Origin of the sequence: Aerolutibacter ruishenii (genome assembly GCF_007830115.1) — a bacterium.
GTDB classification, from domain to species: domain Bacteria; phylum Pseudomonadota; class Gammaproteobacteria; order Xanthomonadales; family Xanthomonadaceae; genus Aerolutibacter; species Aerolutibacter ruishenii.
Genome location: NZ_VLKP01000017.1, coordinates 30,005 through 42,315, shown reverse-complemented (window position 1 = coordinate 42,315; position 12,311 = coordinate 30,005). Strand labels below are relative to the sequence as shown.

General features: G+C 65.0%; 15 protein-coding genes. 8 read left to right on the top strand and 7 right to left on the bottom strand.

Translation table 11 applies throughout. The features are described from left to right. Positions 1 to 359: 359 nt before the first annotated feature. The 4 genes from IP93_RS14925 to IP93_RS14910 form a co-directional block, all read right to left on the bottom strand. A complete protein-coding gene (locus IP93_RS14925; RefSeq protein WP_144813698.1) occupies positions 360 to 1,181 on the bottom strand; it encodes a hypothetical protein in 822 nt (273 codons plus the stop codon). Positions 1,182 to 1,185: 4 nt separating this feature from the next. Continuing rightward, positions 1,186 to 1,473, bottom strand: a complete 288-nt coding sequence (locus IP93_RS14920; RefSeq protein WP_144813696.1) for an antitoxin Xre/MbcA/ParS toxin-binding domain-containing protein — start codon at positions 1,471 to 1,473, stop codon at positions 1,186 to 1,188. A gap of 61 nt (positions 1,474 to 1,534) precedes the next feature. Further along, positions 1,535 to 2,263, bottom strand: a complete 729-nt coding sequence (locus IP93_RS14915) for an SseB family protein (protein ID WP_144813693.1) — start codon at positions 2,261 to 2,263, stop codon at positions 1,535 to 1,537. Positions 2,264 to 2,274: 11 nt separating this feature from the next. Then, positions 2,275 to 3,222 (bottom strand): DNA-binding protein, encoded by a 948-nt coding sequence (locus tag IP93_RS14910; protein ID WP_158636375.1) that lies wholly within the window; start codon positions 3,220 to 3,222, stop codon positions 2,275 to 2,277. A 106-nt stretch (positions 3,223 to 3,328) separates the two neighbouring features. Between IP93_RS14910 and IP93_RS14905 the strand changes: the two genes are divergently transcribed. After that, entirely contained in the window at positions 3,329 to 4,420 is a 1,092-nt protein-coding gene (locus IP93_RS14905) for a tyrosine-type recombinase/integrase (RefSeq protein WP_144817037.1), read from the top strand. A 98-nt stretch (positions 4,421 to 4,518) separates the two neighbouring features. After that, positions 4,519 to 5,196, top strand: coding sequence for an Abi family protein (locus IP93_RS14900; RefSeq protein WP_144817035.1), 678 nt, complete (start codon positions 4,519 to 4,521; stop codon positions 5,194 to 5,196). A 115-nt stretch (positions 5,197 to 5,311) separates the two neighbouring features. Here the strand turns inward: IP93_RS14900 and IP93_RS14895 are convergent, their stop codons facing one another. Continuing rightward, complete coding sequence (locus IP93_RS14895) at positions 5,312 to 5,623, bottom strand: helix-turn-helix domain-containing protein (protein WP_199747242.1); 312 nt, start codon at positions 5,621 to 5,623, stop codon at positions 5,312 to 5,314. 109 nt (positions 5,624 to 5,732) lie between these two features. Here IP93_RS14895 and IP93_RS14890 point away from each other — a divergent pair, with 109 nt between their 5' ends. After that, positions 5,733 to 6,506, top strand: a complete 774-nt coding sequence (locus tag IP93_RS14890) for a hypothetical protein (RefSeq protein ID WP_144817033.1) — start codon at positions 5,733 to 5,735, stop codon at positions 6,504 to 6,506. Positions 6,507 to 6,558: 52 nt separating this feature from the next. Continuing rightward, entirely contained in the window at positions 6,559 to 7,266 is a 708-nt protein-coding gene (locus IP93_RS14885) for a hypothetical protein (protein WP_144817031.1), read from the top strand. A 691-nt stretch (positions 7,267 to 7,957) separates the two neighbouring features. On the opposite strand, the gene IP93_RS14880 is transcribed toward IP93_RS14885, so the two are convergent. After that, positions 7,958 to 8,803, bottom strand: a complete 846-nt coding sequence (locus tag IP93_RS14880) for an ImmA/IrrE family metallo-endopeptidase (RefSeq protein ID WP_144817030.1) — start codon at positions 8,801 to 8,803, stop codon at positions 7,958 to 7,960. Beyond that, the gene (locus IP93_RS14875) at positions 8,796 to 9,185 is read right to left on the bottom strand and encodes a helix-turn-helix domain-containing protein (protein ID WP_144817028.1); all 390 of its coding nucleotides are present in this window, start codon (positions 9,183 to 9,185) and stop codon (positions 8,796 to 8,798) included. The genes IP93_RS14880 and IP93_RS14875 overlap by 8 nt, the downstream gene beginning before the upstream one ends. Positions 9,186 to 9,385: 200 nt before the next feature. Here IP93_RS14875 and IP93_RS14870 point away from each other — a divergent pair, with 200 nt between their 5' ends. From IP93_RS14870 to IP93_RS16110, 4 genes are read left to right on the top strand one after another with little or no spacing between them, the layout of a single operon-like run. After that, positions 9,386 to 9,730: a multiubiquitin domain-containing protein gene (locus IP93_RS14870; protein WP_144817026.1), complete on the top strand. Its 345-nt coding sequence runs from the start codon at positions 9,386 to 9,388 to the stop codon at positions 9,728 to 9,730. 3 nt (positions 9,731 to 9,733) lie between these two features. Further along, on the top strand, positions 9,734 to 10,144 hold the full coding sequence (locus IP93_RS14865; RefSeq protein ID WP_144817025.1) for an E2/UBC family protein: 411 nt from the start codon (positions 9,734 to 9,736) through the stop codon (positions 10,142 to 10,144). Further along, positions 10,135 to 11,526, top strand: a complete 1,392-nt coding sequence (locus tag IP93_RS14860; protein WP_158636374.1) for a ThiF family adenylyltransferase — start codon at positions 10,135 to 10,137, stop codon at positions 11,524 to 11,526. Before IP93_RS14865 ends, IP93_RS14860 begins: the two co-directional genes overlap by 10 nt. Further along, positions 11,523 to 11,891, top strand: a complete 369-nt coding sequence (locus IP93_RS16110; protein ID WP_425480056.1) for a ubiquitination-like system serine protease family protein — start codon at positions 11,523 to 11,525, stop codon at positions 11,889 to 11,891. The genes IP93_RS14860 and IP93_RS16110 overlap by 4 nt, the downstream gene beginning before the upstream one ends. The last annotated feature ends 420 nt before the right edge of the window (positions 11,892 to 12,311 follow it).

Below are 12,311 nucleotides of genomic sequence, written 5' to 3'. Positions count from 1 at the left end.
GGGGGTCAGCCGAGATACGTGTAAAAACAGTGCACAAACGCGGTTTTAGCGTTCTGTATCAAACGCTTAGGCCGGTTTCGCTGCGCCGCAGCAATTCAGAAGTCTCCTACAGGTTTCGCGGCGCAATCCGACGGCAATAGCTTTGTGATCCGCTCATGCTGTGTGCCGCCGGCCAGATTAGATCTGGCGCCACCCTAGCTGGAGCACGCGCTCATGGACGAGTACCGGAACACCCTTATGTCGGCAGTAGATGCAGCCTGTCGCGGCGACCTGCAGGCGCTACTCATCGCTCAGTGGATGTTGAGCTCATTGCGGTCGGGCATGGTTACGGCAGCTGCTGACCACGCCACCCCGCCGGATCAGTAGTTCGATGGGCGGACCAGACCCGCGCTTGCGACGCCTTGCGGCAAAGACACCGTTGCCGGTTCTGGTTGCCAGACGTAGGCCAGCACCTGCTCGATCCCTTGGACCCCTGACGCCTCGATGAGCTCGATCGGCCTCCTCCTGCCGAGCTCTGCTCTCGGCAGATGCACCCAGTGCGGATACCAGACCCCAGCGCGCACGTAGCGCTGGGCGCCGGCATGGACTTTGAGTAGCAGGTCCAGTCGCACTTCGAACTCCGGGGTCGTGTGGCCAAGGACGTGCGGCCAGCGGCGCCGCGGCAGGCTCCAGGCCACCATGAGCGCGTGCGCACGCCAGCGGGCCGCGGCGTCGGGCGGTGGCCCGTCGCCCCACCAGAGGTCCGCCCAGTAGTAGCGCTCCAGTTGAGCCCGCAACGCATGGGAGGTCGCGGCCGCGTCCCGCGAATCCGACCATTGAATGAGTCTCCTGTGCTGGTCCGCGGGCCACTCCTCTTCACTGGGCAGGACGGCAAGCCAGCTGGGCAGCCTCCAGACGTGCCGCCGGGTGAGCCAGTAGATGATGTGTTCGTACCGCGACAAGCTCAGGGGCGGCACGTCGTCCCAGAGGTTCCCGACGACCTGGGTCGGCAAATCGAGCCCATGCGCCGCCCAGAGATCCTCGAGCCGGTGCGCGCGAGCCCACGGCGAGCTGACCACCACCTCCACCAGCTCCGCATACGGACCCAGCCCCTCCAGCAGGGTACGTAGACGCGCCGACGCCCCCTCTCGGCCTGCTTCACCGGGTTCGCCCGTGCTGTCGAGATCGACGAACAGGAGCACGGCCTCACCGGTAGAAGGTGTGGGTGTAGTCGAGAAGGGCCGACGCGCCGCCGGGCTCCACCAGTCGCTCGATCGGTGGCCGGCCGAGCCCGACATTGGACCCGCGTAGCCACTGCTGCGCCCCGTGTTGATCTCCGGCCAGATGCTCCAACCGGTACGCGAGATGGATCAGGCTCAGCGCGCTATGCCAGGCCGTCGACCCAGCCTCGAGCTCGCCGGACGGCGCCTGCAGCTCGAGCGCTTGGAGCAGTTCCTGGTCGCTCAGGCCCAGCCAGGCGGCGGCGCGGCCCACGGCCTTGGCGAGTACTTCCCCGGGCGCAACCTCACTCGCGGTCCCATCGGCTCCATCCATATCAATGCGAGACCGTCGGGCGGCGAACCCAAACCGGCGGGAATTCCGGCATTGCGACCCAATCCGGCGGCTCGGCCGGCTCGTAGCTGCTCAGGTCGATCGGCAGGCGCGGCTCGCGGTCATTGGTTTGCAGTGCCAGCGCCACCGCCCGCGCCACGCGCTCGGCGAACGCGTGCGGCACGGCGACCACCGCCAGCAGGCCCGTCGGCTCCACGGAGCCGGCCACGTGTGCGTGCACGAGGTGCACGGCCTCGGCGGCCTCGATGGGCCTGACGGCCTCGACGACCAGTTGCCCGATCCAGGCATCCTCGGGGAGCGCCGGCGAGACGTCGACAGGCGCATCGGGAACGGACGTCGGCGCCATGGCGGCGCTGCCATCCGACAGCAGCGCCAGGATCTCCTCCGGGTAGAGGGTGGTCGAGACATCGTTCGGGTCGAGCATGAACGTCGCGCCGGGCGCGCTCATGAAAAGATCCCAGCCTCGCACCTGGCCCACGCGGACCGCGCCTCGGGCCGCGACCGCCGCCTTGCCTTCGTCGGTGAACACCGGGATCACCGTGAGTCCATCCGGCCGGGTGAAGCACACGAGCTGCAGTGCACGCGATGAGGGCTTGAGCGGCAGATGCACGTAGAGCCGAGCTGTCAGCAGCGCGCGCAGGAAATCCGGCTCATGCCGCGGATCGGCTACCGACAGGGAAATCAGGCGTTGGAGCTCGGCGGTCGACGTCATGCCCCTCAGTATTACTTAGAGGTTTTGGCTCCTGCAGGCTTCGCGGTCCGGCCCGGGCGGGGGTTCGTGCTTGTTCGCGCTCGTGCGCGTTTTGCGATCGGCGCCGGTGCGAGCGCTGACTCCAAACTGCGCCGAAGCTCGGCCTGCTGCGCCTCCAGCGTCTCTCGTCGCGCCCGTTCTGCCGACAGATCCCGCGCCAGCTGCGCCGCGGATGTCCGCACCTCAACGAGTTCGGCGTCGAGCTGACGCAGGCGCGTCGAATGCGCCCTCTCCATCGCCGTGAGCTGCTGCTTGAGGCCCCGCGTTTCCTGCCGGGCCCGGTCAACCTCGCGGTGGGCGCGGTCCTCGACCGCGCGCAGGTGGGTCGCCTGGGCCTCGCGCTCGGCGGCGGCCTCTGCTTGTTGGGTCTCGAGCCGGGCGCGCAGGGCAGAGAGTTCCGCCTCCTGGCTCGCAAGGCGCTGCAGAGCCTCGTCGCGCTGGCGGGTGAGGTCTTCGAGCTGCCCGGTCTGCTGGTCGACCAGCCGCTGGCGCTCCTGCAGGCGCTCCTGGGCGGCCGAGAGGGCGGCGACCGCCTGGGCTGAGGCTTCCTGCGCCGTCTCCGACGCCTGCTGGGCCGCGGCGACGCGGGCATCGGCCTCCAGCCGGGCCGCCGCCAGGCTGCCGCGCTCCTCGGCCAGCGCGGCCTCGGCGTGCTCGCGAGCGCTCGTTAGCGCCTGCTCCCAGAGCTGGGCGGCCAGCATCGCGACCGGTTCGGGTGCATCCGGCAGCTCGACGGTGCGCCGTTGCGCGCTCAGGCGCGCCCCGAGGCCTTTCCACCAGGTGTCCAGCAGCCGGGTCACGGTGTTGGGCGAGCCGGTGCCCAGGTGCTGGCGGATGCGCTCGACGGTGGGGCGTTCACCGGCCAGCAGCAGGGCATCGGCGGCCTGATCGACGTCGTTCTGGGTGATGCCACGGGCCATTTGCGTCTCCTTGTCGGGTGCCCTACTCTGCGGTTTCAGCACCCGCGATAATGGATGTTTATCACGGGTACGATGATGGGACCGTAGTAGGGGATACATATTACATATGTCTGATAACACCTTGCCGGAGCCACTGGCGATCACCCCGGTCCTCTTCCCCGATCAGCTGGCCGAGGCCGCCGAGAGCGCGGTCAAGGAGATCCTCGAGGAAGCCGCGTCCGCCAACACGACCCGCAGCTATGCAAGCGCGCTGCGCTACTGGGCAGCCTGGTTTCAGGGGCGCTACGGACGATCGATCGAGCTGCCGGTGCCGGAAATTGCGGTCGTGCAGTTCATCGTCGACCACGTAGCGCGCCGCTCGACGTCGGGAATGGCGTGGGAACTGCCCAAGTCCCTCGACGATCAACTGGTCGCCGCCGGCTTCAAGAAACGCACTGGTGCGCTCAAGCTGACGACCGTCGTGCACCGGGTCGCAGTGCTGTCCAAGGCCCATCAGTTGCGGCGCGTGGACAATCCCTGCGAGCAGCCGCCAGTGCGCCACCTTCTGGCACGTGCGCGACGCGCGGCAAACAAGCGTGGGGAGCGGCCAACCAAAAAGACTGCGATTACGCGGCGCGAGCTCGAGGCATTGGTAGAAACGTGTGATCAGACGCTAGAGGGCATCCGGGATCGCGCCCTGCTCTACTTCGCATTCGCCAGCGGCGGGCGCCGCCGTAGCGAGGTCGCCGCGGCGGACTTCGCCGACCTCAAGCGTCTGCCGGACGGCGGCTACGTGTATCGACTGCAGTTCAGCAAGACGCAACAGGCCGGCCCGAACGCTAAGTCGACGCCGGACAAATCTGTGCTCGGAGTCGCAGGCGACGCCCTCGCCCGCTGGATCGAGGCCAGCGGTCTGACCGAGGGTCGGGTCTTCCGGCGCCTGTGGAAGGACCGCGTCGGCGCGGGCCTTTCGCCGGCTGCAGTGGCTGAGATCGTGCAGCGGCGCGCGGCCAAGGCTGGCCTGGAGGGCGACTTCGCAGGCCACAGCCTGCGCTCAGGCTTCGTCACCGAGGGGGGCCGCCAGGGAGTCGCCCTGCCCGCCATCATGGCCATGACCGAACATCGGTCGGTGGGAAGCGTAATCGGCTACTTTCAGGCCGGTGGCGTACAGGACAACCCGGCGGCACGGCTGCTCGAAGACGAGCCGAAACGCGACTAAAAAATACCCCGGCCGCGTGCACGAAGGCAGAGACGGTACCGGGGTCTACGCCGCCCATCCTACGGGCCTGTCCCGGACGATGCAACTTGGGAGCGGGGATGCATTCATTTGAAGGGTTGGAGCATGCACTGTCGCTCGAGCGGTTCGGCCGGTACCTGCAGTGGGCGGGCGGCGATCGGACGCGCGCTTTGGAGCTGTACCTGTACAACACGCGCGTGTCCGAAGCGTTCTATACGCCGCTGCAGATGCTCGAGGTCGCGCTGCGCAACCGGATTCACGACGTCCTCTCCGCGCGCTACGGCGAGTTCTGGTTCGACGAGCCGCGCGTGCTGGTCGGCGCCGACATGCGTAAGCGCATCGACGAAGCACGCACGACCCTGTCTCGCATGCGCCGGCCAGAGACACCCGGCCGCCTGGTGGCTGCATTGACGTTCGGCTTCTGGACCGGCCTGTTCGGCAGTGATTACGAAACCCTGTGGCAGCGCGCGCTGTATGCCATCGCGCAGCGAGACAACGGAAAGGGCTTGCGCCGCAAGGACTTCTCCGCGCCCATCGGCAAGGTGCGCGATCTGCGCAACCGGATCGCCCATCACGAACCGATCCTCCACGAGCCGCTGGGCGAGCGCTATGCATCGATTGTCCAGCTCACCCGCTGGCTGGTGCCCGCTGGCGCACAGTGGTGCGAAACCTACTCGGTGCTTCCACAGGTTCTGGCAGGCGCGCCTACGCTAGTTGTGGAGGTCAAACCCGCGGAACCCCTCGACCGCGGAGTCTAGGCTTCGGTAGAGCCACGATCACGACGCGGTGCATGCCAAGTGGAGCTCGACCAAACGTTCGGCTCACGAAGCTGGAAAGCGCACTTTGAAGCCACGCATGGGATTCGCTCAACGATCAGGCTTCGAGCTCCCTCAAGAGCCGCCGTCGCTCGGCGGCACTTAGTTGCGTCCACACCAAGATCCACCGGGCGAGCTGGTCATCCTCGGCATACAGATAGGCCAGAGGCACGCCCAGCTCGCGCGCGATCCGCGCCGCCGTGGTGTGGTGCGGCACGTGGACGCCGTTCTCGTACTGGTTGATCCGGGGACTTGCCACACCCGGGTCCATGCCGACGCGCCGTCCCAGCTCGACCTGGGCAATGCCCAGCCGCACCCGCGCCTCGCGCAGGCGAACAGCAAGGATCGGCAGTTCCCCAGCCCCAGACACCACGAACCACCCCAATAGGACGAGCCCATAGGGTGGGAAACTCCGAGCGGCTCCGATACTAAGTTATCCTGATAGGCGCGTTCAACGACGAAGGGGCTGAGCCCACGCGATGGCCCCCACGCCCCCTGCCACGATCGACGACCTCGGCCTGCCGGCGGCGCTTTATCTGGGCGCGCTCATGGAAAGCTGGGCGAGGCGCACGCGCATCGCGCCGACGCGTCGCATGACCCTTGCGGTCATGGGGCAGCTGCGAGAGCTCGGGCTCATCGAGGTGCCGTGGCCGGAACCTCGTTGGGACGCATCGCCCGATGCACGGGAAACTCCGATCGAGGGGCTTCAGTGGCGCTTTGCGTGGCGAGCCTACGAGCCGGATGCATTGGCCCCTGCCCTGCGGGACTACCTCGAGTCAGTCCCGCGCGACGACTTCGCCATCGCCCTTCGGCTGAAGCTGTGGCGCGAACTGGCCGTTGCCGAGGGCGAACGGTACTTTGAAGCGCAGCTCACCAAGCACCAGTTCGACGCCAGCTGGGCCCAGGACTTGGCCTTTGTCCACCGCGAATGCGGACTCGAGCTATCGGCCGCGCAATGGCGCTACTGCGTCTGGGCCGCCACACGGCAAGGAGCCTCCGTCGCGCAGCAACAGCGCCTTCCGGATCCTGCTCGCGTCCGCGAGGTCATCTTCACGGAGCTGCGAAGGCGAGTGGGTCCGGTCGCGTCCGGCCAGTGGACCAATACCTCTTTTCTGCCCTTCAACGCGCGCCCCGAGAACGCGTTGAGCATGCTGTTTGCAGAACACCTCACGACGCTGGGCGAGCTCTTCTGGGCCCTGGTTCCCAACGAACTCGCCCTGCTCGCCCCTGCGCGTACGCAGCGGGCCAGCTAACGACGCGTATTTCACCGCCGGCCGCAGCGGCCATTCAACCAAGGGGACTTCCATGGATCGTTCGTTCTCCCGCGCATGCCGCACGCTTATCGGCGCCCTGGCGCTTCTGACCGCAGTCGCTTGCAGTAGACCCGCAGACAAAAAGCTCGTCACCTGCCGTGGTCTGGAGGCGTACCGCGCATCGCTTGCGCCGGTGGCCGCCAAGCTCTCGCCCGAGCAGGCGAAGGCACTCGATTGGGCGGTGTCAGATCGCAATCTGGACACGCTCAACGCGCGCTATCCCGAGGGTAGCGTGCGCGACATCGTTCGGGGCGAGGCCCGGCTCGTGCTCGAAACCTACCCCGCGACGCTGAAGGCCCTCGAGACGCGGCACCGTGCCGAGGCTCCGATCCGTGCGCAGCTGTCTCGCATCGCGGCATTGCACCCGCAGTTCTTCATCGACAGGAACTTCTTTGGTCTGCAGCCGCGGATCCGCGCGACCGTCGTCAACGACTCGTCCCTGCCCATCAGCGGGCTGAACTGGAAGGCGGCCCTCTATATCGACGGCCGTACCGAGCCGGAGGCTACGACCACGCTCACCAATGATTACCGCAATAATGGCGGGCTCAAGCCCGGTGGCAGGTTCACCGTAACGTTCAACGTTGGCTTCGTGCGTGGCGACGAAAACTGGACGACACTCGCGATCCGCGATGCCCGGACCCGGCGCGTTGTGCTCACGCCCCTGCTCGATTCCCTCAAGGACTTCTCGGACCGGACCTAAGTGGGTGGCGATACCAGCGCGCAGATCAACCAGCACACGCAGGCCTTGAAAAAGGCTGCTGAATACCGCTCGTTCTAGCGGTACCGAACCGATGGAAGGGCGCTCCAGCACCTGGCGCCGTGCCACCGCAGCGCGCCAGGGTCGGGCGCCGACGCTCACGGTTAGCCAGTCGGACGGGCGAATCCGTTGTTCGCTCACGTGCGATGGCCGTAAGCACGCATCGCGCAGACCTACAGCGATGCCTAGCGTGTCTTCGTGTCATGAAGGCGGTGCGTATGCGCACACTCGACGCATCGCCACGCCTTGGCGCGAGACGCGAGCACGCTGCGCGCGCTCGTACTGCATCGATGACACACGCAATTCAGGCGAGCCAGTCGCCGAGTGGGTGCGCCTATGCCATTGCGCCATGGCTCCTGTCGAGCTAACCAGCTTCACGCTGGGGCTAGCAGATGTCTACCACTGGCCGATAGCCAACATACTCGATAGAGGCAAAGTGATCAGCTGCATCCGGTACTCGTGATCAGCCTGGTCGGCCAGGAACTCGACCGGAGCCAAAGTCGGCATCCTAACCAATAGCCGCTGCTGTAGGTTAGAAGCGCTAGTCTTCTCCTCGACGCGGTATCGCCGGTCCGGCACGGGAAACCCACCGAATTTCAGCCGCATAAGCAGTTGCATCGGTCCGATCAACGCGTTAGCGCCGTCGATTCCACGACAGGGTGCCGCTGAGCTCATCCAGCCCGTCTCGCTCGTAGCTTGCTCGAGGGTCCGAAGAACGTGAGAGCGCGTTGGATATAACCTCGCAGTCGCATGTGAGAAGTATTAGGGATGTATCTCGTTCGACGTCATGGATCGCGTCCTCGATGACCACCCCGTTGAGCTCGCCCTCGAGCCAAGCATCGGCCTGATGCTCGACAAGCTCTTGGACCTCCACGTCACCACGCAGCTTTGCTGCCTTTGATTTGGCTGGGAACCGCATCCCACGACGCACCGCTAGGCCCGAGCTACGCATGGGCGGAGAACGGAAGCAATGCTGGATGACACCTGCGCGAGCCACAACAAACGCACAGATCTCTCGCGACAGCGCGGCATACCTCGAGCCTAGACAGTGTAGGGACGCCTGAAACACCTCCCGGAGCTCCTCAAGTGCTTGGAAGGTCGCGGGACGCTCGGCAATCGCCGGGCGAAACAAGTGCACCGGAAGGAGAAGCTCCGCAGCAAAGACGTCGCAGCAGATTTCATTCGGGTGTCGCTGAAGTTGGGCGGGGCCGTGCTCACTCGGAAGGCCGAGAACGATATGGCCTATCTCGTGGCATGCGGTAAACCGCTGTCGCTCGAGCCGATCCCGCCCATTGACCGCAACGAGAAACCCCGCACCGATTGGCATGGAGTAACCGGCCTCATCCGGTGCCATTGCATCGTCAACGAGAAACTTTGCTCCAACATCGGCCAAGTAGGGCTCGAGTGGAACAGGGGCAGACTGCGGAGAAATTCGTTTTACGAATGCACGAGCCTTGAGTTCGGCTTCGAACTCATTCATGGGCGAATGCGGCTAGTACACGCTGAGCCCGTTCGATCTGCATCTCAGGACTGAGACGTCCTGTTCCACGATGAGCCATCAGGTAGGCCGCTTCGAACGCTTCCATTTGCACCCCTGGATTCTGGATGACGTACTTCACGAGATCCGCGTCGCCCGACGGGTACTTGTAAAGAAAGCGAATCAGGTCGGCTTCACGGGCCTGCGGTTTGAGGACCCTAAAAAGCTTGTCCACCGTCGCTGCGGAAGGGGCCTCTTTGGCGCCCGTCTCCAGCCTGTGTATGTATGCGTGGTCGATCTCAGCGATCTGCCCAGCTTCCCGTAAAGAAAGCTTGCGCTGCTCCCGGCAGTGCCGAAGCACGACGCCTAGGGGTGAGAGGGTCATATCTAGTCCTTGACGGAGGGAACTAAACCGCTCATGCTGTTGTCCAAGCAAACAACAGACCACTGCGAGCCCCCTGCATAGGGGGACAAAAGCGGTCTGCCATTATGCCCAAGGTGTTGTCCAGATAGGCAACACCGGCAGTAACAACAAAGGAACTTGTGACGTGTAGCACATATACCAGATAGCCCAGGAGGCTGACCATGATTAGCGAAAACCAGAAGCAGGACCACGATACCCCCCAGGACGGCGAAGTCATCGTCGAAGTCGTCGACCTCGAGACCCATGCGGCAAGCGGCAAGAAGCCGCCCAAGACCAAGCGCTACCGCATTCGCGTCAATGCCGACCACGTCCAGATCGCGAAGCCCGATCCGACCGGGGCCGAGATCCTGACCGCCGCGGGCCTGACGCCGCCCGAGCGATGGACCCTGCGTCTGAAGATCCACGGCGGCACTTACGAGATCGTGCGTCTGGATCATCAGGTCGATTTGACCCGACCGGGGGTCGAGAAGTTCAAGGCACTGCCCAACGACCAGAGCGAGGGCTGATCCATGACGCTTCGACGCGACTTCACGCTTCCGCCGGCCGACGTCGAATTCCTGGACGCCTTCGGGCGTCCATGGGAGACGGTTACCCATGGCAACGGCTGGGTATTGATCCACGACGTCCCTGCCCCGCGACCGGGCTACGCGATCGAGAGCTACACCATGGCAATCCGGATCGAGCCGGGTTATCCGATGGCGTGCTTGGACATGGTCTACGTTTACCCCGCGCTGGTGCGCGCGGACGGTCAGCCCATCAACGCGACCCAAGTCACGCAGGATATCGAGGGGCGCAGCTACCAGCGGTGGTCGCGCCACTACACGGCCGAAAACCCTTGGATCCCGGGAACTGACGGACTGGAGCGGCATGTCCTCAGCGCTGAGCAATGGTTTGCTCGGGAGGTCGCGACGTGTACGTGACCCTGAATATGACGGCCGCCCAGCACGCCGAGCTCCGAGGTCACCTCTACCCAGGGGACGGCAACGAAGCTGTCGCGCTCCTGCTATGCGGGCATCGCATTGGCGATGAGAACACGCGCTTGGTGGTTCGCGAAGTCCATCCGGTACCTTACGCGCGCTGTCGGCGGACGGCGACGCGTGTCGACTGGAATCCGGCCGCTGAGTCGGACGCGCTCGATCGCGCGGAACGCGAGGGGCTCGTTGTCTGGAAGGTCCGCAGTCATCCCAACGCGATGCGGGGCTTCTCCGCACAAGACGACGTCTCCGACCGCGAGCTTTTGCCGATTTTCAGTGCCTGGGGCGAGCAGGTCAGCGCGCCTTCCGGGTCGGCGATCATGCTGCCCGACGGCAGCCTGCTCGGCCGGTACCTGCAAGGCTCAGGCGAATTCGTAGAGCTCGACGCGGTTCAGGTTGTCGGTCACGACCTTAAGCGGTGGGCTCGCACCTCAGGCACGTCTCCCTCCCAGGCGTCCCACGTCATGGCCTTCGGCGAGGGAACGTTCGCCGCGATTTCTACGCTCTCGATCGCGGTGGTTGGCTGCTCCGGGACGGGAAGCCCCTTGATTGAGCAGCTCGCGCGAATGGCCCCGCGGGAACTCATCCTGATCGACCCCGACGTCGTTGAGGAACGGAACCTCAATCGCATCGTCCATGCGACCAAGGACGACGCGGAGAAAGAGCGCCCCAAGGTCGAGGTACTCAAGCGCGCGATAGAGGCGATGGGCCTTGGAACCCGGGTGCGGATCCTCAAGGCCAGTCTGTGGTCCAGGCAGGCGATTCGCCTCTGTGGAGAGGCCGACGTGGTTTTCGGCTGCGTGGACAGCCCCGATGGTCGATACCTGCTGAACGCCATCTCGATCTACTACACGATCCCGTATGTCGACCTCGGCATCTGCGTGGATGCGATCCCCACCTCGCCAACTACATCGAAAGTGCGTGCTGCGTGCGGGAGTGTTCACTATCTGGTTCCCGGCGGGTCGAGCCTTCTGAGTCGGGGCTTGATCTCGATGGCGGACGTCACGGCTGCCCGTCGAGCGGTGACCGACCCGGAAGGCCTCGAGCGTGAAGTCAAGGAGGGGTATGTCCGCGGCGTGCCGACTTCGCGTCCTGCCGTGATCAGCATCAATAGCGCGTTGGCGTCCCTTGCTGTTACCGAGCTGATCGCCCGCATCGCCCCGTTTCGCGACGAACCAAACAGCAACTTCGATCAGGTCGAGGTGGACTTCGCCGGGATGACGATTTTCCAGCACGCCCACCCACGTTCCTGCAGGAGTCTCGGCGCCCATGTCGGTCTTGGCGATGCGGAGCCCATGCTAGGCATCTACATGGGGCTTGAGGAATGAGACCACTCTTCCAACTACTCCGGCGTGCCGTTAAACCCCGCTTCCAAGTCGCCTTCGTCGGTGAGGACTTCCCGAGCCCACTTCCGAATCGGACGCTCGTGATCACAGTCGACGGCTCGCTTGCACTGGCAGCCGGTATGCGCTGCCCGTGCGGCTGCGGCGACGATGTGCTGCTCAACCTGCTTGCTGATCAGCGCCCGACCTGGCATCTCACCGTTCGAAACGGCCGAGCTTCCCTCTCGCCTTCCGTATGGCGAACGAGTCGATGTGGCGCCCACTTCTGGCTACGAGACGGCCGCGTCGAATGGACGGCCGATCAGCGAAATCAACTAGTGAAAGATGTACGCGCCTGGTTCGCTAGATAGCTCGCAACGGCGCTGCAATCTACACCTCCTGCGGCAGTAGATTGCACCGAACTTATCACCTACTCGCCCTTAATCATGTCCGCCGCTGGCTGAAAGCGGACCTGGTCAACAACAGCGAAGCCGTCAGCTTCGACCGGTGCGAACGATGAACCAGATCGGTACGCGCAACCGGGCCGCCTCGAGTTTAAACCGGCGCACGTTGTCCGCGGGAGGGCGCAGAGCCCCGAGGACTCGTCGTCGGGTTCGTCCCGAGGGGCGCCTGCCGCATCGGACTTCGGCCCCTTTTCCGACACACGACCACCTTCAAGGCTCGCGCGCCGGCACTGCGCGCCATCGAACCGTCCGCTTGAGCGTGGCACGGCTGCTGCTCCCGTGGGCATGCTCCTAAGCATTGACCTACTCTTCCAAGACTCCTGAACA

Bases quoted from the DNA above. Each gene is read 5' to 3' on its own strand.
- IP93_RS14905 (WP_144817037.1), top strand. From the start codon at position 3,329: ATGTCTGATAACACCTTGCCGGAGCCACTGGCGATCACCCCGGTCCTC.
- IP93_RS14900 (WP_144817035.1), top strand. From the start codon at position 4,519: ATGCATTCATTTGAAGGGTTGGAGCATGCACTGTCGCTCGAGCGGTTC.
- IP93_RS14870 (WP_144817026.1), top strand. From the start codon at position 9,386: ATGATTAGCGAAAACCAGAAGCAGGACCACGATACCCCCCAGGACGGC.
- IP93_RS14880 (WP_144817030.1), bottom strand. From the start codon at position 8,803: ATGAATGAGTTCGAAGCCGAACTCAAGGCTCGTGCATTCGTAAAACGA.
- IP93_RS14885 (WP_144817031.1), top strand. From the start codon at position 6,559: ATGGATCGTTCGTTCTCCCGCGCATGCCGCACGCTTATCGGCGCCCTG.
- IP93_RS14910 (WP_158636375.1), bottom strand. From the start codon at position 3,222: ATGGCCCGTGGCATCACCCAGAACGACGTCGATCAGGCCGCCGATGCC.
- IP93_RS16110 (WP_425480056.1), top strand. From the start codon at position 11,523: ATGAGACCACTCTTCCAACTACTCCGGCGTGCCGTTAAACCCCGCTTC.
- IP93_RS14865 (WP_144817025.1), top strand. From the start codon at position 9,734: ATGACGCTTCGACGCGACTTCACGCTTCCGCCGGCCGACGTCGAATTC.
- IP93_RS14875 (WP_144817028.1), bottom strand. From the start codon at position 9,185: ATGACCCTCTCACCCCTAGGCGTCGTGCTTCGGCACTGCCGGGAGCAG.
- IP93_RS14890 (WP_144817033.1), top strand. From the start codon at position 5,733: ATGGCCCCCACGCCCCCTGCCACGATCGACGACCTCGGCCTGCCGGCG.
- IP93_RS14915 (WP_144813693.1), bottom strand. From the start codon at position 2,263: ATGACGTCGACCGCCGAGCTCCAACGCCTGATTTCCCTGTCGGTAGCC.